The sequence below is a fragment of the Streptomyces sp. NBC_00377 genome (assembly GCF_036075115.1).
GTDB lineage: Bacteria > Actinomycetota > Actinomycetes > Streptomycetales > Streptomycetaceae > Streptomyces.
The window spans coordinates 4,582,688-4,602,856 of record NZ_CP107958.1 but is presented as its reverse complement, the minus strand read 5'-3'; the positions used below and the strand labels follow the sequence as shown (position 1 = coordinate 4,602,856).

General features: G+C 70.0%; 15 protein-coding genes. 8 read left to right on the top strand and 7 right to left on the bottom strand.

Features of this window, described 5'->3' with window-relative positions; genetic code table 11:
• Positions 1–25: 25 nt before the first annotated feature.
• Entirely contained in the window at positions 26–1,867 is a 1,842-nt protein-coding gene (locus OHS71_RS20655) for an acyl-CoA dehydrogenase (RefSeq protein WP_328480855.1), read from the bottom strand.
• 206 nt (positions 1,868–2,073) lie between these two features.
• On the opposite strand from OHS71_RS20655, the gene OHS71_RS20650 reads away from it, so the two are divergent.
• On the top strand, positions 2,074–2,556 hold the full coding sequence (locus tag OHS71_RS20650) for an SseB family protein (protein WP_189923547.1): 483 nt from the start codon (positions 2,074–2,076) through the stop codon (positions 2,554–2,556).
• A gap of 392 nt (positions 2,557–2,948) precedes the next feature.
• On the top strand, positions 2,949–3,920 hold the full coding sequence (locus OHS71_RS20645) for a pirin family protein (RefSeq protein WP_328480854.1): 972 nt from the start codon (positions 2,949–2,951) through the stop codon (positions 3,918–3,920).
• A 96-nt stretch (positions 3,921–4,016) separates the two neighbouring features.
• Here the strand turns inward: OHS71_RS20645 and OHS71_RS20640 are convergent, their stop codons facing one another.
• Entirely contained in the window at positions 4,017–4,946 is a 930-nt protein-coding gene (locus OHS71_RS20640) for a BRO-N domain-containing protein (RefSeq protein ID WP_328480853.1), read from the bottom strand.
• A 171-nt stretch (positions 4,947–5,117) separates the two neighbouring features.
• On the opposite strand from OHS71_RS20640, the gene OHS71_RS20635 reads away from it, so the two are divergent.
• Entirely contained in the window at positions 5,118–6,218 is a 1,101-nt protein-coding gene (locus OHS71_RS20635) for an AI-2E family transporter (protein WP_328480852.1), read from the top strand.
• Here the strand turns inward: OHS71_RS20635 and OHS71_RS20630 are convergent.
• Positions 6,134–8,392: a SpoIIE family protein phosphatase gene (locus OHS71_RS20630; protein ID WP_328480851.1), complete on the bottom strand. Its 2,259-nt coding sequence runs from the start codon at positions 8,390–8,392 to the stop codon at positions 6,134–6,136. The two genes, OHS71_RS20635 and OHS71_RS20630, sit on opposite strands and share 85 nt — an antisense overlap.
• 167 nt (positions 8,393–8,559) lie before the next feature.
• On the opposite strand from OHS71_RS20630, the gene aspS reads away from it, so the two are divergent.
• The 4 genes from aspS to OHS71_RS20610 all read left to right on the top strand — a co-directional run bounded on the left by aspS (position 8,560) and on the right by OHS71_RS20610 (position 13,499).
• Entirely contained in the window at positions 8,560–10,323 is a 1,764-nt protein-coding gene (gene aspS, locus OHS71_RS20625) for an aspartate--tRNA ligase (RefSeq protein ID WP_328480850.1), read from the top strand.
• A 202-nt stretch (positions 10,324–10,525) separates the two neighbouring features.
• Positions 10,526–11,503, top strand: coding sequence for an intradiol ring-cleavage dioxygenase (locus OHS71_RS20620; RefSeq protein WP_328480849.1), 978 nt, complete (start codon positions 10,526–10,528; stop codon positions 11,501–11,503).
• 213 nt (positions 11,504–11,716) lie between these two features.
• Complete coding sequence (locus tag OHS71_RS20615) at positions 11,717–12,403, top strand: hypothetical protein (protein ID WP_328480848.1); 687 nt, start codon at positions 11,717–11,719, stop codon at positions 12,401–12,403.
• 142 nt (positions 12,404–12,545) lie between these two features.
• The gene (locus OHS71_RS20610) at positions 12,546–13,499 is read left to right on the top strand and encodes an intradiol ring-cleavage dioxygenase (RefSeq protein WP_328484579.1); all 954 of its coding nucleotides are present in this window, start codon (positions 12,546–12,548) and stop codon (positions 13,497–13,499) included.
• Between the two features lie 68 nt (positions 13,500–13,567).
• Here OHS71_RS20610 and OHS71_RS20605 read toward each other — a convergent pair whose 3' ends face one another.
• Entirely contained in the window at positions 13,568–14,245 is a 678-nt protein-coding gene (locus OHS71_RS20605) for a hypothetical protein (RefSeq protein WP_328480847.1), read from the bottom strand.
• 200 nt (positions 14,246–14,445) lie between these two features.
• Between OHS71_RS20605 and OHS71_RS20600 the strand changes: the two genes are divergently transcribed.
• Positions 14,446–15,789 carry a pectate lyase family protein gene (locus OHS71_RS20600; protein ID WP_328480846.1) on the top strand — a complete coding sequence of 448 codons (1,344 nt, stop codon included), beginning with the start codon at positions 14,446–14,448 and terminating at the stop codon, positions 15,787–15,789.
• 168 nt (positions 15,790–15,957) lie between these two features.
• Here the strand turns inward: OHS71_RS20600 and OHS71_RS20595 are convergent, their stop codons facing one another.
• The 3 genes from OHS71_RS20595 to OHS71_RS20585 form a co-directional block, all read right to left on the bottom strand.
• Positions 15,958–16,449 carry a hypothetical protein gene (locus OHS71_RS20595; RefSeq protein WP_328480845.1) on the bottom strand — a complete coding sequence of 164 codons (492 nt, stop codon included), beginning with the start codon at positions 16,447–16,449 and terminating at the stop codon, positions 15,958–15,960.
• A gap of 166 nt (positions 16,450–16,615) precedes the next feature.
• Positions 16,616–18,232 (bottom strand): methionine--tRNA ligase, encoded by a 1,617-nt coding sequence (gene metG / locus OHS71_RS20590; RefSeq protein WP_328480844.1) that lies wholly within the window; start codon positions 18,230–18,232, stop codon positions 16,616–16,618.
• A gap of 108 nt (positions 18,233–18,340) precedes the next feature.
• Positions 18,341–20,131: a VWA domain-containing protein gene (locus tag OHS71_RS20585; RefSeq protein WP_328480843.1), complete on the bottom strand. Its 1,791-nt coding sequence runs from the start codon at positions 20,129–20,131 to the stop codon at positions 18,341–18,343.
• Between the last annotated feature and the right edge of the window lie 38 nt (positions 20,132–20,169).

The window sequence follows — 20,169 nt, the reverse complement described above, 5'->3', positions numbered from 1 at the left end:
CGTCCTTAAACGCGGCCTCTGGGTGCTAGAAGGCGGCCTCGTCCAGCTCCATCAGGTCGAGCTCGACGCCCGCGGCGACCTTGCGGGCCAGGGTGACGCCCGGCAGGACGTCGGCCGCGAAGAACTTCGCCGCCGCGATCTTGCCGGTGTAGAAGGCCACGTCCTTGGCGGACAGGGCCTTCGTGGAGGCCGACTCCAGCTTCTCGGCGGCGATGGCCGCGCCCTTGAGGAGCAGGTAGCCGACGATGACGTCGCCGGAGGCGAGCAGCAGGCGGGTGGTGTTCAGGCCCACCTTGTAGATGTTCTTGACGTCCTGCTCGGTGGCCGCGAGGTCGGTCAGCATCAGGCCGACGATGGCCTCCAGCTCGACGGCGGCCTTGGCCAGGTGCTCACGGGCGCCGGCCAGCTGCTCGCCGCCGGTGCCGAGTGCCAGGAACTTCTTGATGTCCTCGGCGAGCGAGTTCAGGGCGGCGCCCTGGTTGCGGACGATCTTCCGGAAGAAGAAGTCCTGGCCCTGGATCGCCGTGGTGCCCTCGTACAGGGTGTCGATCTTGGCGTCACGGATGTACTGCTCGATCGGGTACTCCTGGAGGAACCCGGAGCCGCCGAACGTCTGGAGCGACTGGGCGAGCTGCTCGTAGCCCTTCTCGGAGCCGTAGCCCTTGACGATCGGCAGGAGCAGGTCGTTGAGCGCGTGCTCGGTCTTCGCGTCCTCGCCGTTCGTCTCCTTGACGGCGATCGCGTCCTGGATCGAGGCCGTGTAGAGGACGAGGGCGCGCATGCCCTCCGCGTACGCCTTCTGCGTGATCAGCGAGCGGCGCACGTCGGGGTGGTGCGTGATGGTGACCTTCGGCGCGGCCTTGTCGCCGAACTGCGCGAGGTCCGAGCCCTGGACGCGCTCCTTGGCGTACTCCAGCGCGTTGAGGTAGCCGGTCGACAGGGTGGAGATGGCCTTCGTGCCGACCATCATGCGGGCGAACTCGATGATGCGGAACATCTGGCGGATGCCGTCGTGCTTGTCACCGATCAGCCAGCCCTTGGCGGGGTGCCGGTCGCCGAACGTCATCTCGCAGGTGTTGGAGGCCTTGAGGCCCATCTTGTGCTCGACGTTCGTGGCGTACACGCCGTTGCGCTCGCCCAGCTCGCCGGTCTCGAAGTCGAACTCGTACTTCGGGACGAGGAAGAGGGACAGGCCCTTGGTGCCGGGGCCGGCGCCCTCGGGGCGGGCGAGGACGTAGTGGAGGATGTTCTCCGACATGTCGTGCTCACCGGACGTGATGAAGCGCTTGACGCCCTCGATGTGCCAGGTGCCGTCCTCCTGCTGGACCGCCTTGGTGCGGCCCGCGCCGACGTCCGAGCCGGCGTCCGGCTCGGTGAGGACCATCGTGGAACCCCACTGCCGGTCGACGGCGATCTGCGCGATCTTCTTCTGGACGTCGTTGCCCTCGTCGAAGAGGATGCCGGCGAAGGCCGGGCCGGAGGAGTACATCCACACGGCCGGGTTCGCACCGAGGATGAGCTCCGCGTACGCCCAGATCAGGGACGGCGGGGCGGTCGTGCCACCGATCTCCTCCGGCAGGCCCAGCCGCCAGTACTCGGAGTCCATGAAGGCCTGGTAGCTCTTCTTGAACGACGCGGGCACCGGCGCGGAGTTGGTCTCGGGGTCGAAGACCGGCGGGTTGCGGTCGGCGTCAGTGAAGGACTCCGCCAGCTCGTTCTCCGCGAGGCGGGTCAGCTCCTCGAGGACGCTCTTCGCGGTCTCGGTGTCCATCTCCCCGAACGGGCCGGTGCCGTACAGCTTGTCGCGCCCGAGCACCTCGAAGAGGTTGAACTCGATGTCGCGGAGATTCGACTTGTAGTGCCCCATGGCGACGGCTCCGTAAAGAGAGATCGGCGAGGGACTGGGATCCTCGCGCTAGTTCAGATACCAACAAGTAGCTACCGATGATGCTACCCGTCGGTAATAAGTCGCAACCCCGATCCGGCCATCTGTGACGCGTAACGCGTCACGCCGGCCCGGGACGGGCCCCCGTACCGCCCCGTCCGCCGGGCGCGCTCGGTACGCTTGCGCCCATGTACGGATACGGCCAGCCCATGGACGGCGGTGCTGCACAGCAGCAGTACGCCCCGCCGCAGCAGCCGATGGCCGGCGGCCACGGCGGGTACGGTCAGCAGCCGCCGCTCTACCCCGAGCCGTCCCCGCCGTCCCTCGCGGACGCGGTGCGGGCCTTCACCACCGGGCAGCTGGCCGCGGAGGACTTCCAGCAGGTCTTCGCGACGTCCAAGGTCTACTGCCCGCGCGGCGACAATCCCGGCTTCCTCGCCCTGCACAACACCCAGCAGCCGGTGATCCCGATGTTCACCTCGCTCAAGGAGCTGCGCCGGTACGCGGGCAAGGAGTCCAAGTACTTCGTGATCACCGGCTCCGAGATGATCGACCTGCTGCCCACCGGCTACGGCTTCGTCCTGGACATGGAGGGCGAGCACCGGATGGTGTTCGACGCGAAGGCGGTCGAGCAGATGGTCGAGTTCGCGATGCGGCGGATGTACGGCTGAGCAGCCGCCCGTCCTCCTCTCCCTGTCTCCTCTGCTTCTCGCCGGTTCCGGTTCTCCGCGGCCCCGTTTCGCCGCGGCTCCGGTTCTCACCGTGCGCTGCCCGGGTTTCTCACCGTGCGCTGCCCGGGTTTCTCACCGTGCGCTGCCGGGATGGCTTCCCGCGGGCCAGGAGCAGCCCCTGATTGTCAAAGTCATGTCATAGGGTTCCCCGGGGGTCGCATCCCAGCGCCCTCCTGTACGCCCTGTACGCCCTGTGCCCCCGTGCGCCCCGCGCATCGGTCTCTCGCGGTCGTCTCCTCATGGGAATGTCCTCCGGGTTCCCGTCGTTACGGGTGGCAGAAAGTTCAATGCTCAACTAAACTGGGACGCACATCGCCCAAGGAGGTACGGACATGCCTGCAGTGACCGTCGAGAACCCGCTGACCCTGCCGCGCGTCACGGCGGCGGCCGACGCTGTCGCCCGTCCCGTGCTGACCGTCACGACCGCGCCCAGCGGCTTCGAGGGCGAGGGCTTCCCGGTGCGCCGCGCGTTCGCCGGGATCAACTACCGCCACCTCGACCCGTTCATCATGATGGACCAGATGGGCGAGGTGGAGTACGCGCCGGGCGAGCCGAAGGGCACCCCCTGGCACCCGCACCGCGGCTTCGAGACCGTCACCTACATCATCGACGGGATCTTCGACCACCAGGACAGCCAGGGCGGCGGCGGCACCATCACCAACGGCGACACCCAGTGGATGACGGCCGGCTCGGGCCTCCTCCACATCGAGGCGCCGCCGGAGTCGCTGGTCATGTCCGGCGGTCTCTTCCACGGCCTCCAGCTGTGGGTGAACCTGCCGGCCAAGGACAAGATGATGGCCCCGCGCTACCAGGACATCCGCGGCGGCAGCGTCCAGCTGCTCGCCTCCCCCGACGGCGGTGCGCTCCTGCGCGTCATCGCGGGCGAGCTCGACGGTCACGCCGGTCCCGGCATCACCCACACCCCGATCACGATGGTCCACGCGACCCTCGCGCCGGGTGCGGAACTCACTCTTCCGTGGCGCGAGGACTTCAACGGCCTCGCGTACGTCCTGGCGGGTCGCGGTGCGGTCGGCGCCGAGCGCCGCCCGATCCACATGGGGCAGACGGCGGTCTTCGGCGCGGGCTCCTCGCTGACGGTCCGCGCGGACGAGAAGCAGGACTCCCACACGCCCGACCTGGAGGTCGTGCTCCTCGGTGGTCAGCCGATCCGTGAGCCGATGGCCCACTACGGCCCGTTCGTGATGAACACCAGGGACGAGCTCCAGCAGGCCTTCGAGGACTTCCAGAAGGGCCGCCTGGGCACGATTCCGGCGGTGCACGGGATGACGGCGGAGGGCATCTAGCCCCCCGGCCCCGCCGCAACCGCTACGGTGTGACAAGGCCCGAAGCCGCAACGTTGGTTTGCGACTTCGGGCCTGTCCCATCTCGCGGTGACGCCGCTACGGCAGTACGTAGACGGGCGCTCCGTCAGTGGAGCAGCCGGTCTGCCGCATACAGCCGCGCTTGAGCAGCATGCGCAGGCAGTCGTGGACGCGATCCTGCGACATACCGGTCCGGGCGGCGATCTCCTCGACGCGGTAGCGGGCCTCACCACGCGCCAGTGCCGGGGCGAGGACGGCGGCGACTGTGTGCACGTCATCCGTGACGAGGAGGTGCCTCTTCTTCCACGTGTCGAGAAGCTGCTGGGCAGTCAGTCCAGGCGTGGGGGCGCTGTGGCCGGGCCGCCTGAGGGCTTCGGCGATGTCCCTCAGCGCGTCGGCCATCCTGTTCTGGCTGTCGGTGATCTGCCGCAGCAGGTCGTTGCGCTCCCCTGTGGCGGCCGCCAGCATCTCGTCCGCATACAGGTTGCGCTCCTCGAGCCGCACGATGGCTTCGACGACCTGCTCGGGCATGACGTACGCGGTACCGCCGACGGGGGCGGGTCGTCCGGGGGCCGGTTCCAGGGAGTAGGAGCCCTGCTGTTGGACGGTCTGGATGACTTCGTCGACCCAGGCTTTGAATGGTGCGCACTCGGGTTTGCTGCAACCGTTGACGAGGCTGATGAGCCCTTTTAGGTTCACCATCCTCATCGACTTCTTGAGCCCGTGAACTGCAATCTTGCGTGAAGCGTCTGCTCCATAGACACTTCGAGCAAGATCGCTCAGTGCTGTGTGACAGTTTGCTGGAACATGAGCAAGGAGCGCTTGGCGCGTGTTTGCGTACCCGAGTTGCGTAGCCACGTCCGCCGCCACGAACCAGTGCTCCCCATGCGGCAGCGTCAGCCTCCGCAGCCGCGCCCCCGTCGCCGCGAACACGAAGTCGTTGACATCGATCGCGTCCTGCCGTGCCGCCGACCGGTCCGGCGGCGGTGTGTTGTTCTGCTCGTACATCGAGCATCACCTCCGTCTCGGACGGTAGGCATATGCCACGACAACGGGCCGCGTAGGCAAGGATGTTCACCCTTCAGGAGCGGGTGTTCGATTCTGAGGCCGAGTCATGTCCCCTCACCCGGGCGGCCGTCAGGTCAGGACAACCCGGTGCTTCCGTGATCCGCTGGACCCGTGCACCTGCTCCCCGTCCCCGCTCGCCGGTTCGCCGCCTGGTGCGCCGTGATCCTTCTGGCGTCGGGTGTCGGGTACGTGGGGATCCGGCTGTGCGCCGAGCTTCGTACGGCCGTCACGCCCGTCCTGCTCGCGTTGCTGGGGACCGCGCTGCTCAGGCCGCTGTACCGGAGGCTGGTGAGGGCCGGGGTGCCCCGGTCGCTGTCGGCGGGGCTGACGTGTGTCGCCGTCGTCGCCGTGGTCGGCGGTGCCGTGTACATCGTCGTCGCCGCGCTGATCGACAGCGGGGATCAGATCGTCGCCGCGCTCAGGTCGGCGTCGCGGGGTGTGGCCGAGCACTTCGGTGCCGCCGGGACCTCGCTCGACGACCTCGCGTCCAACGCGAAGGAACTGCTCACCAAGTTCGGGGGGACGGCCGCCTCCAACGTCATCAGCGGGGTCAGCGTCGTCGGCGAGAGCATCGCGATGGCCGTGCTGGCGCTGCTGCTCGTCTTCTTCTTCCTGCGGGACTCGCACCGGGCCGTCGGCACGCTGCGGTCGGTCGCTCCGCGCGGGACCGGCGACACCCTGGAGGCCATGGCCCGGCGGGCCTTCCGCGCGGTGGAGGGGTTCATGCGCGGTACGACCTTCATCGCCTTCATCGACGCCGTCTGCATCACGATCGGGCTGCTCGTCCTCGATGTGCCGGGCGCGGTCGGGCTGGGCGCCCTGGTCTTCGTCGGTGCCTACATCCCCTATCTCGGCGCCTTCCTCTCCGGGGCCGTCGCCGTGCTGGTCGCGCTCGCGGACCGCGGCTTCGTGATCGCGCTGTGGGCGCTCGGGGTGGTGCTCGCCGTGCAGGTGCTGGAGGGGCATGTGCTTCAGCCGATGATCCAGAGCCGGACCGTGCAGATGCATCCGGCGGTGGTGATGGTCGCCATCACGGCCGGGGCCTCCGTGGCCGGCATCCTGGGCATGTTGTTGGCCGTCCCCGTGACGGCCGCCGCTTTCGGGGTCGTGCACGAGCTGCGGGGGCGCTACGAGGTCTCCGGCGAACCCGTCTCCGACGAGGATGTCTCCGGCGGGTACGCGTCGGAGCCACCCTCGGCGGAGGACGCGTAAGGCTCGTGATGCCGGGGCTCGTGGGGCTTGTGGGATCCAGAGGGTGTGTGGGTCTCCTGGGGCTCGACGAGCTCGAACCAGATGCTCTTGCCCTTGCCTCGTGGTGCCACCCCCCAGGTGTCCGCGAGCAGTTCGATGAGGACCAGGCCGCGCCCCGAGGAGGCCAGTTCGCCGGGGCGGCGCATGTGCGGGAGGTCGTCGCCGGTGTCTGTGACCTCGATGCGGAGCCGGCGTTCGCCGGGGGCGCCGGTGACCTCGGCGACGAGCAGCGCGTCGACGTCGGTGTGGACGAGGACGTTCGTCAGGGTCTCGGAGACGAGGAGGACCGCCGAGTCGACCTGCTCCTCGCAGGTCCAGTCGTGCAGCAGCTCGCGCAGTTGCTGCCGGGCCGCCGCGATCCGCTCGGGCTCGGCCTGCGCGACCGTCAGCATCGAGCGGCGCACCGGCTGCCGCATCGGTACCAGGGCGGCAGCCGGGCCGCAGCCGCCTTCGCCCTGGCGGCACAGGAGCAGCACGGCGATGTCGTCCTCGCGGCGGTCGGCGAGAGGCCCCGTGGTGTGGTGGGAGGAAGGGCCGTGGACCGCCTGGACCAGGGCGTCGGCCAGCTCCTCCAAGTCGCCCTGGTGTGTCTCGAGGGTCTTGCGGACGCGCCGCCAGCCGGTGTCGAGGTCATGGCCGCCGGTCTCCAGCAGGCCGTCGGTGCACAGCATCAGCGCCTCGCCGGGTTCCAGGGCGAGCCGGGTGGTGGGGTAGTCGGCGTCCGGGTCGATGCCCAGGGGCAGGCCGCCGGAGGTGGCGCGCACCAGCACGGTGCCGTCGGCCATCCGGATCGCCGGGTCCAGGTGCCCGGCCCGGGCGGCCGTCAGGACACCGGTCACCGGGTCGACCTCTATGTACAGGCAGGTGGCGAACCGCGCGTCGGTCCCGGTTCCGCCGTCCGTGGCGGTGAGGCCGTGGAAGAAGCCGGAGGCGCGGGAGAGCACGGCGTCGGGGCGGTGGCCCTCGGCGGCGTACGCCCGTACGGCTATGCGCAGCTGGCCCATGAGGCCCGCGGCGCGGACGTCATGGCCCTGGACGTCACCGATGACCAGGGCGAACCGTCCCCTGGGCAGCGGGATCATGTCGTACCAGTCGCCGCCGACCTGGAGGCCGCCGCCGGTCGGTATGTAGCGGGCGGCGAGGGTCATCCCCGGTATCTCGGGGCCGAGGGTGGGGAGCATGGAGCGTTGCAGGCCGTCGGTCAGCTCCCGCTGGGTCTCCGCCGCGCCGGCCCGGGTGAGGGCTTGGGCGAGCATGCGGGCGACCGTCGTGAGCACGGACCGCTCGTCCGGGGTGAACGCCACCGGATAGGCGAAGGCGGCCATCCAGGCGCCCATCGTGCGGCCGGCCACCGTCAGCGGCAGGAACGCCCACGAGTGACGGCCGAAGCCGGCGGCCAGCGGCCAGGTCAGCGGGTAGCGCTCCTTGTACTGCTCGGGGGAGGACAGGTACACGGCCCGTCCGGTGCGCACCACCTCGGCGGCGGGATAGTCCGTATGGATGGACATCTGGGTGAAGGGCTCCTCGTCGCCCGACTGGTGTCCGTGGTGGCCGACGATCGTCAGCCGGTCGCCCTCCACGCCGAAGACGGCGAGCCCGTCCGGTGAGAAGCCCGGCATGGACAGGGCCGCCGCGACCCGCAGGACCTCCTCGGTGGACCGCGCCTCCGCCAGCGCCCGGCCCGCGTCCAGCAGGAACGCCTCACGCGAGCGTCGCCAGTCGCCGGTGACGGCGGTCCGTCCGGCGGGGGTGCCGGGCGTCGGCTCGGTCACCTCCTGGAGAGTGCCGATCAGTTCGTACGCCTTCTTGTCCGGGTCGAAGGACGGCTTGGAGCGGCTGCGCACGACCCGGACGATCCGTCCGCGGTCGTCCATGATCCGGATGCGTACCTCGGCGAGCGTGCCCTCGGCGACGGCGAGCTGGATCACCCCGGTGATCTCGTTCCAGTCGACCGGGTGCAGACGGGCCCGGGTCTGGGCCTCGGTGAGGACGGCCTGCTCCGGGGGCAGCCCGAGCAGCCGGGCGGCCTCGGCATCGACCGTGACCAGCCCGGTGGCGGTGTCCCAGTGCCACAGGCCGGTCGCGAGGGAAGCGAGGACCTCCCCCACGGCGGGCAACGGCTCGCCAGTGCGCATTGCCCCACTTTAAGAAGATGGACTCCAGAAGTGCCACTGATCGCCGGACCGGTATTGAGGGGAGGTGATCAGTGGCTGGCCGGTACGCTGGAGGTTGTTTCACGTGAAACAGGGCCTTGTTTCATGTGAAACGCGCCCCCTGATCCGCGAAGACTGGATGAACGACGATGCATCGGTACAGGTCCCACACCTGCGGCGAGCTCCGCGCCTCTGACGTCGGCACCGACGTCCGGCTGAGCGGCTGGCTGCACAATCGGCGCGACCTGGGCGGCATCCTCTTCATCGATCTGCGCGACCACTACGGCATCACGCAGCTCGTCGCGCGTCCGGGCACGCCCGCGTACGAGGCCCTCGACAAGCTGACCAAGGAGTCGACGGTCCGCATCGACGGCAAGGTCGTCTCGCGCGGCGCTGAGAACGTCAACGCGGATCTGCCGACCGGCGAGATCGAGGTCGAGGTCGGCGAGGTGGAGCTGCTCGGCGCGGCCCAGCCGCTCCCCTTCACGATCAACGCCGAGGACGGGGTCAACGAGGAGCGGCGCCTCGAGTACCGCTTCCTGGACCTGCGCCGTGAGCGCATGCACCGCAACATCATGCTGCGTACGTCGGTCATCTCGGCGATGCGGCACAAGATGACGGCGCTGGGCTTCAACGAGATGGCGACGCCGATCCTGTCCGCGACCTCTCCCGAGGGCGCCCGTGACTTCGTCGTCCCGTCCCGCCTGCACGCGGGCCGGTTCTACGCCCTGCCGCAGGCCCCGCAGCAGTTCAAGCAGCTGCTGATGATCTCGGGCTTCGACCGCTACTTCCAGATCGCGCCCTGTTTCCGTGACGAGGACGCGCGCGCGGACCGTTCGCCCGGCGAGTTCTACCAGCTCGACGTCGAGATGAGTTTCGTCGAGCAGGAGGACGTCTTCCAGCCGATCGAGAAGCTCATGACGGAGCTGTTCGAGGAGTTCGGCGGCGGCCGCCATGTCACCTCCCCGTTCCCGCGCATCCCGTTCCGCGAGTCGATGCTGAAGTACGGCTCCGACAAGCCGGACCTGCGGGCTCAGCTGGAACTCGTCGACATCACCGACATCTTCGAGGGCTCGGAGTTCAAGGCCTTCGCGGGCAAGCACGTCCGCGCGCTGCCGGTGCCGGACGTCTCCGCGCAGCCCCGCAAGTTCTTCGACCAGCTCGGCGACTTCGCGGTGACGCTCGGCGCGAAGGGCCTGGCCTGGGTCCGGGTGGCCGAGGACGGCTCGCTGACCGGCCCGATCGCGAAGTTCCTGACCGAGGAGAACGTCGCCGAGCTGACCAAGCGCCTGTCGCTGGCCGCCGGTCACGCGGTGTTCTTCGGTGCGGGCGAGTACGACGAGGTTTCGAAGATCATGGGCGCGGTGCGGGTCGAGGCCGCCAAGCGTGCCGGGCACTTCGAGGAGAACGTCTTCCGCTTCTGCTGGATCGTCGACTTCCCGATGTACGAGAAGGACGAGGAGACCGGCAAGATCGACTTCTCGCACAACCCGTTCTCCATGCCGCAGGGCGGTCTTGAGGCCCTGGAGACCCAGGACCCGCTGGACATCCTCGGCTGGCAGTACGACATCGTCTGCAACGGCGTGGAGCTGTCCTCCGGCGCGATCCGGAACCACGAGCCGGAGATCATGCTCAAGGCGTTCGAGATCGCGGGCTACGACCGGGAGACGGTCGAGGACAAGTTCGCCGGCATGCTGCGCGCGTTCCGCTTCGGCGCCCCTCCGCACGGTGGGATCGCGCCGGGCGTCGACCGCATCGTCATGCTGCTGGCCGACGAGCCGAACATCCGCGAGACCATCTCCTTCCCGCTCAACGGCAACGCCCAGGACCTGATGATGGGCGCGCCGACGGAGCTGGAGGAGGCCCGGTTGAGGGAGCTGCACCTCTCGGTGCGCAAGCCGCAGCCGAAGTAGCGGTACCCGGCGGAAGCAGCCACGAGCGGCGGAGGCCGGTCGTGACGGCGGAAGCCCGTGGTGCGAACGAACGAGACCCGTGGTGTGAACGAATGAGAGTGGCGCGGAACCGACGTCGGTTCCGCGCCACTCTCGTTTTCCCCGGGAGCTGACAGCCCTTCCCCATGCTCCTGACAGGTTGGGTCCCTAACGTCCCGGCCTCATGACGAGATCCCAGGAACCACACAGCGAACGGGACTTATCGCGCCGCAAGGTCGTGGCCGTCGCCGCGGGCGGCATCGCCACGGCGGGCCTGGGCGGCACCGCCTTCGCGGCGAGCGCCGCCGACGACCACCGCAGACCGAACCGCACCGGGGCCGGCACCGACGGGGAGGACTGCTACCGGCTGACCTCGGAGACGGTCGAGGGCCCCTACTACATCGACGCCGACAAGATCCGCCGGGACGTCACGGAGGACCGGGAGGGCATTGGCCTGCTCCTCGGCCTGAAGGTGATCGACTCGGAGAGCTGCAAACCGATCCGTGACGCGGCCGTCGACATCTGGCACTGCGATGCCGCGGGGGTGTACTCGGGATACGAAGACCAGGGTAACGGGGGCGGTGGAGGCGGCGGCCCCGCTCCGACGGGGGAGCCCCCGACCGGCGAACCTCCGACCGGCGCCCCCACCGGGGCGCCCCCGGGAGGCGGCCACCAGGAGCCCACGGACGACAGCCGCTACCTGCGCGGCACGTGGCGGACGGACCGGCACGGTCAGGTGACCTTCCGGACGGTCTTCCCGGGCTGGTACCGGGGCCGGTGTGTCCACATCCACGTCAAGGTGCACGTCGACGGCGAGTGGACCGAGGCCGGATACGAGGGCGGGCACACCTGCCACACCGGCCAGTTCTTCTTCGACGAGGAGTCCGTGCTCGCCTCGGCGGCGGTGGAGCCGTACGCGAGCAACACCGCCGAGCGGACGACCCTCACCGAGGACACGATCTACGACCAGAGCGGCACCCGGGGCGGGCTGCTGAAGCTGCGCTACGACAAGCGGCACATCGCGAGGGGCGTCCACGGGTCGATCACGGTCGGCGTCGACCCGGACGCGACGGAGGACGGCCAGGGCTCGCCGCCCCGACCGAGCACCTCGGCGTCGGACTTCGCCTCCGCCCCGGCCTCACCCCCGGCTTCCGGAACCTGACGGATTCCTTCCGGCCACGCCCCCGACCTGCGCTCCGACGCGCGCCGGGGGCGTGGCCCGCTTCACGGATCACTCCGGTCCGCTCCGCCCCGATCCCGTCCCCGCAACCTCACCGGAGGCGCACAGGAAGCCCGCGGGGGAAGCACAGCGGCGCGTCGTCTCCTGGTGGTACGCCGGCACCGGTCGGCGGGGTGAGGGGAGGAAGCCACAGCCATGGGATCCACGGCGTACATGATCACGCTCTCGGTGCTGTTGATCGCCGGTGCGATGGCCGGGCGCGTGGCCCGGCGCCGCACGACGCGCGCCCGGCGCCCGTCCGGCCTGGCAGGCCCGGCAGGTTCGTCCGATACGGCAGGTCCGGCAGGTCTGCCCCGATCTTCGGGCTCGTCCAAGGCACCCGGACCGTTCGGACCCTTCGGATCGTCCGGGTCGTCCGGACCGTCCGACCTCGACGCGGAGGTGGAGGCGAACCACTGGCTGATACGGCTGGGCGGCGGTCTGGTCCCACCCGGCGCGCGGGCCTGGGCGGGCGCGGACGACTCGGCGGAGCGGGCGCTGACCAGCGCGGCGGAGTGTCATCGCGCGGCGCGCGCGCTGTTGGAGGGAGCCCGTACGGCGGGCGAGTACGGGGAGGTCACGCGGGTGGCGAAGGAAGGGCTGGAACATCTCCGGGTGGCGCGTGCGGCGCTGGACATCGGCTCGGGGTCGGCCCATGTCGCGGCCCCTGTCTCGGGGGAGGACTCGGAGGCGGGAGCGGTGGGGATGTGCGCGGTCAGGACCCGTTGGGGCGGTGGACGAACGCCGTGTCCCGCCGTCCCGGTCCGCCCGCCGAAGCGCTCCTTTACCTGCCCTTGGAATTTCACAGGTCAGTCCCACACCCCTGACAGGGCCGCGTCCTAGCTTCGCGGCCATGACGGGAAACGCAGAGAACGCAGAGAACGCAGAGAACACAGCGAACACAGCGAACACAGAGACCGAGGCGAAGGCAGCGAACACGGCCGGTACCGGGAACGACCGGCAGAGGCCCCGGCACAAGCGTGATCTGACCCGCCGGAAGGTGGTCGTCGCCGGTGCGGGCGCGGCCGTCGCCGTCGGGGCGGGCGGGGCCCTCGCCGCCGGTGCCTTCGCCGGGGAGAAGGGCCGGAGCAAGCCCGGGGCCGCCGCCTCCGCCGGCGCCGGTGAGGCCTGCTACAAGCTCACCTCCGAGACCACCGAAGGCCCGTACTACATCGACGCGGACAAGCTCCGTCAGGACATCACCGAGGACAAGGAGGGCATCCCGCTCACCCTCGCACTGAAGGTGATCGACTCCGAGACCTGCAAGCCCGTCGTGAACGCAGCCGTGGACGTCTGGCACTGCGACGCCCTCGGCATCTACTCGGGATACGAGAGCCTCTCCACCGGTGGCGGAGGAGGTGGCGCGCCCTCCGGCACCCCGACCGGTACGCCGACCGACGTTCCTTCGGGCGCCCCGACCGGTGAGCCGCCGTCCGGGGGCGGCGGGGGTGGCGGTACGCACGAGGAGCCCACCGACGACGAGCGCTATCTGCGCGGGACGTGGAAGACCGACCGGCAGGGACGCGTCACCTTCAAGACGGTCTTCCCCGGCTGGTACCGCGGCCGCACCGTCCACATCCACACCAAGGTGCACGTGGGCGGTGAGTGGACCGACGCCGGTTACGAGGGCGGAAACACCTGCCACACCGGGCAGTTCTTCTTCGACGAGGAGTCCGTGCTCGCCTCGGCCGAGGTGGCGCCGTACTCCACCAGCACCACCGAGCGCACCACCCTCACCGAGGACACGATCTACGACCAGAGCGGCGTCCAGGGTGGTCTGCTCAAGCTGAAGTACGACAAGAAGAACATTGCCAGGGGTGTCGTGGGTTCCCTCACCATGGGCGTCGAACCCGACGCCACCCACGAGGGCACCGACGACGCCGTCCAGCCGGGCGCGTCCGAGACGGCCTCGGCCGAGGCGTCCGCCTCCGCCGGCTGATCCCGGCCGGTCCCCTGGCCGGGGCGTCGACCGACCCGTCGGCTGATCCGGCGGCCGGGGCGTCCCGTTCACTCGTCCGGTGACGCGCCCTCCTCCAGCAGGCGCTCCGCGATGTCCGTCGACCAGCTCTGGGCCCACGCACGCAGGTCCGTGAGCTGGTCCTCGGCCAGGCCGTAGGCCGTGAACGCCGAGTCCGGGTAGTGGTCCGTGCCCGTCAGGCGGGCCTGGAGGGTGGGCAGGTCGAAGTCGTCCCGTGCGTGGCGGCGGGCCAGTTCCTCCAGGTCGGGGTGGGTGAAACGGGCGGACGCCGCCCGCGCGTCGATCAGGTCGACGGCCAGGCCACGGTCGTACAGCGCCCGGACCTTCGTGCCCACCGCGTCCGGGAGCGAGAGCACCGGACCGTAGGAGGTCGCTACGGGCGGGCTCCAGAAGGTCTCCTTGTGCAGGGCCAACCGGAGGACCGTGTCCGTGGTGCGGTCCAGCACGGCCAGGTGCGCGGACAGCGGATCCGAGTCCTGTAGCGCCGCCTCGTGACGGCCCCCGGAGGTGAGCGCCGCGGCCAGCGCCTCGGCGAGCCGGGGCATCGGCTCCGCGCTCTCCGTCGCCAAGTCCACGTTCGCGTGCGGGCGTTGGATCAGTTCGTGTGCCTGGAGCGCATAGCCGCCGGCCAGCGCCCAGGGAGCGCCGGCGGTGGCGGCGTCGAACGCCTCGGCGAGGAGACGGAGGTGGGGTCGGAGAAGGTCCACCGAGTAGTCGTACCAGGTGTGACCGGGTGGGCGTGGCAGTCGCGCCGGCGTCGGCCCCTGTGCGTGCCCCCAGTGTGCCGCGGCCTGTGCCGGCCCTTTGTGCGCGGGTCTCCGAAAAAATCCTCATCGGGCGGCAACTCTTCACGCGGCGGCGACCACTGACAGGACGTAACCCCCGCTCCTCCCTGTAAGGATCCCCCGTGGCAGCTCCCTCCCACCGCCGGTCCCTCCGCTCGCGCCGCGCCCTCCTCGTCACGGCCGCCGCAGTGGCCGCGGGTGTCGGCGCCGGTGTCGTCGTGATGAACGCGAACGCCGGGACCGTCGATCTTTACCACCAGACGCTCGCCGCCAAGGACGGCTGGGCCTCCTCCGGCACGGGCACCATCGGTGGGACCAAGGCCGACGCCGCGCACACCTTCACGGTCTCCACCCGCGCCGAGCTGGTGAAGGCCCTCGGGTCGGCCTCCGACACGGCCCCGCGGATCATCAAGGTCAAGGGCACGATCGACGCCAACACGAACGACGCGGGCAAGAAGCTGACCTGCGCCGACTACGCGTCGGGCACGGGCTACTCGCTCTCCGCCTATCTGAAGGCGTACGACCCCTCCTCCTACGGCCGGTCGAAACTGCCTTCCGGCACCCAGGAGAAGGCGCGTGCCGCCGCGCAGACCAAGCAGGCGAAGAACATCGTTTTCAAGGTGCCGGCCAACACGACCGTGGTCGGTGTGCCGGGCACGGCGGCCGGGATATCCGGGGGCATGCTCCAGATCCAGAACGTGGACAACGTCATCGTCCGCAACCTGAACTTCGCCGCCACCGAGGACTGCTTCCCCCAGTGGGACCCGACCGACGGCGCCGACGGCAACTGGAACTCCAACTACGACTCCGTCACCCTGCGCGGCGCGACCCATGTCTGGGCCGACCACGACACGTTCACCGACGCGCCCCACCTCGACAGCGTCAACCCCAAGTACTACGGCCGCGAGTACCAGATCCACGACGGCGCCCTGGACATCACCAAGAGCTCGGACCTGGTGACCGTCTCGCGCAACCAGTTCACCAACCACGACAAGACGATGCTGATCGGCAGCAGCGACAGCGAGCCCGCCGGCAAGCTGCGCGTCTCCATCCACCACAACATCTGGAAGGGCATCGTCCAGCGCGCCCCGCTGGCCCGGGTCGGCCAGGTGCACATCTACAACAACTACTACGACGTCACGACCCTCAACGGCTACGCGACGCAGTACAGCATCAACTCCCGCGCCAAGGCCCAGGTCGTCGCGGAGAACAACTACTGGAAGGTGCCGACCGGCGGCAAGGTCGCCAAGCTCCTCAGCGGCGACGGAACGGGCGCGGTCAAGGGCACCGGCAACCTCGTCAACGGCACGGCCACCGACCTCGTCGCCGCGTACAACGCGGCCTCGTCGAAGGACCTGAAGACGACGGTCAACTGGACCCCGACCCTGACGGCGGGGCTGGAGACCTCGGCGAAGAACCTGCCGACCTCGCTGGCGACGACCACGGGCGCGGGCGTCCTGAAGTAACACACCAGACGCGCGAGGGCCGGGAGACCACGAGCCCCCGGCCCTCGCGTCCCGAACGGGGAAGCGCGCGCGGACGAGGCGTGCGCGGCGCGGACACCCGCGTGCCGCGGCCCCCGTCACCGAGCCCGATCGCGAGTCCGGACAGCTCCGGGTGCCGGGCGGGGCCCGTCACGTGTCGTACGTGCCGTCCCAGGGTTCGGCGAAGGCGAGGCGGTCCGGGTAGAGCTCCGCCCAGGTGTCGGGGGCGCCGTCCTCGTCCTTGTCCTCACGGATCACCAGGCCGAACAGCACGCCCTCGTAGGTGAGCCGGAAGGGGCGGACGGCTATGTCCGTGTAGGAGCGGCGGGGCAGGCTCCGCAGGAGGGTGGCGAGGCGGACACGGGCCCGGGTGAGGACCGAGTCGTCGCCGTGCGGGTCCCGCTGCTGCTCGGCCCAGGTACCGGCGCACCAGATGTCCGAGTCACGGTAGTTGCCGTCCTCGTCGAAGGTGTGCAGCACCGTGTAGAGGCGTTTGTGCTCTTCCCAGCCGTCGTCGAGACGGAACCCTTCCGGGAAGGCGTACGTGACCGACGCGAGGAACTGGCCGTCCGCGTACCGCCCGATGGACTCGGTGCGGTGCCTCGGCTCGTAGGCGATCGGGATGACGTTGGGGACTGCCATGGCGGAAACCATACGGCTTGGCGGGAACACACCGGAGGCGGGGAGACCTCTACAGGGCCACATCCGCGTCTTCCGGCCGGGGTCCGGATTTCTGACCGGGGTCCGGGAAACGGTTCGTTCCCGGACCCCCTCGTCAGTCACCGCGCAGCGGAGTCCGGCCCGCACGCTACGCGGTCGGCTTCTCCTCCAGGCGCGGGAAGAGGACCGCTCCCTTGGTGACCGTGGTACCGGCCGGGAGGATGCCCCAGGTGCCGGCTTCCTGGACCCGCTGGTCCGCGAGAGCACCCAGGACCGCCTCGGCACCCAGCGAGTCCCACAGCTTCTGGGAGGTCTCGGGCATGACGGGGTTCAGCAGTACGGCCACAGCACGCAGGGACTCCGCGGCGGTGTAGAGAATGGTCGCGAGGCGGGCCCGGCCCTCGGCCGAGTCGTCCTTCGCGACCTTCCACGGCTCCTGCTCCGTGATGTAACCGTTGACCTGCTTGACGAAGTCGAACACGGCCAGGATGCCGCCCTGGAAGTCCAGCTCCTCGCCGATCTTCCGGTCGGCCACCGCCACGGCGTTCGCCAGACCGTCGTGCAGCGCCTTCTCGGCCTCGCTGTCGGCGGTGGCCCCGGGCAGGACGCCGTCGAAGTACTTGCCGACCATCGCGGCCACGCGGGAGGCGAGATTGCCGTAGTCGTTCGCCAGCTCGCTCGTGTAGCGGGCGGAGAAGTCCTCCCACGAGAACGAGCCGTCCTGGCCGAAGGCGATGGCGCGCAGGAAGTACCAGCGGTACGCGTCCACGCCGAAGTGCGAGGTCAGGTCCTGCGGCTTGATGCCGGTCAGGTTCGACTTCGACATCTTCTCGCCGCCGACCATCAGCCAGCCGTTCGCGGCGATCTTCCCGGGCAGCGGGAGGCCCTGCGCCATCAGCATCGCGGGCCAGATCACCGCGTGGAAGCGGAGGATGTCCTTGCCGACCAGGTGGACGTCGGCCGGGAAGGTGGCTTCGAACTTCTCCTGGTTCTCGTTGTAACCGACCGCCGTGGCGTAGTTCAGCAGCGCGTCGACCCACACGTAGATCACGTGCTTCTGGTCCCACGGGATCGGGATGCCCCAGTCGAAGGTGGAACGCGAGATGGAGAGGTCCTGAAGGCCCTGCCGGACGAAGTTCACGACCTCGTTGCGCGCGGACTCGGGCTGGATGAAGCCGGGGTTCGCCTCGTAGAGGGCGAGGAGCTTGTCGCCGTACTCGCTCAGCTTGAAGAAGTAGTTCTCCTCGCTGAGGATCTCCACGGGCTTCTTGTGGATCGGGCACAGCTTCTGACCCGCGAAGTCGCCCTCGCCGTCGAGCAGCTCGCCCGGGAGCTTGTACTCCTCGCAGCCGACGCAGTACGGGCCCTCGTAGCCGCCCTTGTAGATCTCGCCCTTGTCGTACAGGTCCTGCACGAACTCCTGGACGCGGTCGGTGTGCCGCTGCTGCGTGGTGCGGATGAAGTCGTCGTTCGCGATCTCCAGGTGCTCCCAGAGGGGGCGCCAGGCCTCGTCGACGAGCTTGTCGGCCCACTCCTGCGGGCTGACGCCGTTCGCCTCCGCGGTGCGCATGATCTTCTGACCGTGCTCGTCCGTGCCGGTGAGGTACCACACCTTCTCGCCGCGCTGGCGGTGCCAGCGGGTGAGCACGTCGCCTGCGACGGTCGTATAGGCGTGGCCCAGGTGAGGAGCGTCGTTGACGTAGTAAATGGGGGTGGAGACGTAGAACGCCTTGCCACCCTGCTTCTCGGTTCCAGTGGCCGCCATGCCCGAAATCCTACTGGGCCCACGAAGATCCACTCACATGAGTTCGGGGGGTGGACGGGGCGGACGGACGGTCCGCTCCGTCCACCCCCCGGTGGACGCCGCTGAGGCCTACGGGCGCCAGGTGGCCAGTACGCCCTCGTAGAGCTCCGTGTCGGTGAGCTCGCGCGGGGACGGGCCCGCGTGGAAGAAGGACGTGTTCGGGGTCTTCAGCTTGCGGAGGTAGTCGAAGGCCTTGTTGTCGTGCTCGCCGAAAGCGACGAAGGAGAAGAAGACGGCGGGGTGGTTCTTCGCCGCGTCCGTGAGGGACTGGGTCGCCGGGGTCTTCGCGTCCGGGGCGCCGTCCGTCTGGAAGACCACCAGGGCGGGGGTGCCCGGCTCGGCTTCCTTCTCGTGGTGGCCCACGACCGCCTCCACGGCCGCGTGGTAGCTGGTACGGCCCATGCGGCCGAGGCCGGCGTGCAGCTCGTCGATCTTGTTCTCGTGTTCGGTGAGGGTCAGCTCGCCGGTGCCGTCCAGCTCCGTGGAGAAGAAGACGACGTGGACCTTGGCCTCGGGGTCCAGGTGGGCCGCGAGGGCGAGGGTCTGCTCGGCGAGGGCCTGGGCGGAACCGTCCTTGTAGTACGAGCGCATGCTCGCGGACCGGTCCAGTACGAGGTAGAGCTTCGCTCGGGTGCCGGTGAGGTTCGCCGACTCCAGGGCGGTGGCCGCGGCGGCGTAGGCGGTGGCGAGGCCGGCGGGGAGGGCCGGGGTGGTGAGAGTCCCGGCCTGGGCCGCAGCGGGCTCGGTGACCTTGGGCTCGTCGGTGACGGCGGCCGGCTCGGGCTCGGGGGTGACCTCGGGCTCGTCGGTGACGGCGGTCGGCTCGGCCTCGGTTGTGACCTCGGGCTCGGCCTCGGCCTTGGTGTCGGCATCCGCGGGCTTGTCGGCCGTTGCCGCAGCGGGCTCGGTGACCTCGGGCTCGTCGGTGACGGCGGTCGGCTCAGGCTCGGGGGTGACCTCGGGCTCGGCGGACTCCGTCGCAGGCGCAGCGGCCTCGGACGTCTCTGCCACAGGCTCCGGCGTGACCTCGGGCTCGTCGGAGACGGCGGTCGGCTCGGGCTCGGGGGTGGCCTCGGGCTCGGGCTCGGCCTCGGCCTTGGTGTCGGCGTCCGCGGGCTTGTCGGCCGTTGCCGCAGCGGGCTCGGTGACCTCGGGCTCGGCGGTGACGGCGGTCGGCTCGGGCTCGGGGGTGGCCTTGGGGGCGGGCTCGGCGGTGACGGCGGCCGTCTCCGCCTCCGGCGTGGCCTCGGGCTCGTGCGCCGTTTCCGCTGCGGGCTCCGGCTCCGGCTCGGGCTTCGGCTCGGCTTCCGCCTCGGCCTGCGGCGCCACCTCAGCCGCGGGTTCCGCTTCAGCCGCGGTCTCCTCGGCCTCCGCGGCCTCTGCCGCCTCCGCGGCTTCCGTTGTCGGCTCGACCTCCGCGATCGCCTCGGCGGCCTCGGCCTCCTGGGCCTTCGCTGCCTTGGCGGCCTGCTCGGTCGGCTCTGCCTGCGCGGCCTGCTCGGTCGGCTCCGGCGTGGGTGTGCGGAGGGCCTCCGTCGACTGGGTCTGCTTCGGGACCGTGACGTTGTCGAAGGCGGCGGAGACGAGGTCGTGCTCGTCCTCGGAGGCCGGGCGGGGTTCCGGGACCTGGGCCGTCGGGGTGGGCCTCGGGGTCGGTTCGGGGGAGGGGGACGGGACCGTCGGTTCCGGCGCCGGCGTCGGCGAGGCTGCCGATGCGGAGCCGGTCCCGTTCGACTGCTGGTCCCGCTCCTCGGAAGCGGTCTGTTCCTGCGAAGGAACCTGTTCCGCACCCTCTGCATCGGCGGCCCGCTCTTTGCGTGACCGTCCGAACGCGTTCCGCAGGAGAGTGAGAATGCCCATGTGCGCAACCCTTCGCGTGAGTTGAAGCCGTCAATCCC

Excerpts from the sequence above, each read along its gene's own strand:
- OHS71_RS20615 (WP_328480848.1), top strand. The coding sequence starts at position 11,717 with ATGGGATCCACGGCGTACATGATCACGCTCTCGGTGCTGTTGATCGCC.
- OHS71_RS20655 (WP_328480855.1), bottom strand. The coding sequence starts at position 1,867 with ATGGGGCACTACAAGTCGAATCTCCGCGACATCGAGTTCAACCTCTTC.
- OHS71_RS20645 (WP_328480854.1), top strand. The coding sequence starts at position 2,949 with ATGCCTGCAGTGACCGTCGAGAACCCGCTGACCCTGCCGCGCGTCACG.
- OHS71_RS20595 (WP_328480845.1), bottom strand. The coding sequence starts at position 16,449 with ATGGCAGTCCCCAACGTCATCCCGATCGCCTACGAGCCGAGGCACCGC.
- OHS71_RS20640 (WP_328480853.1), bottom strand. The coding sequence starts at position 4,946 with ATGTACGAGCAGAACAACACACCGCCGCCGGACCGGTCGGCGGCACGG.
- metG (WP_328480844.1), bottom strand. The coding sequence starts at position 18,232 with ATGGCGGCCACTGGAACCGAGAAGCAGGGTGGCAAGGCGTTCTACGTC.
- OHS71_RS20585 (WP_328480843.1), bottom strand. The coding sequence starts at position 20,131 with ATGGGCATTCTCACTCTCCTGCGGAACGCGTTCGGACGGTCACGCAAA.
- OHS71_RS20630 (WP_328480851.1), bottom strand. The coding sequence starts at position 8,392 with ATGCGCACTGGCGAGCCGTTGCCCGCCGTGGGGGAGGTCCTCGCTTCC.
- OHS71_RS20650 (WP_189923547.1), top strand. The coding sequence starts at position 2,074 with ATGTACGGATACGGCCAGCCCATGGACGGCGGTGCTGCACAGCAGCAG.
- OHS71_RS20620 (WP_328480849.1), top strand. The coding sequence starts at position 10,526 with ATGACGAGATCCCAGGAACCACACAGCGAACGGGACTTATCGCGCCGC.
- aspS (WP_328480850.1), top strand. The coding sequence starts at position 8,560 with ATGCATCGGTACAGGTCCCACACCTGCGGCGAGCTCCGCGCCTCTGAC.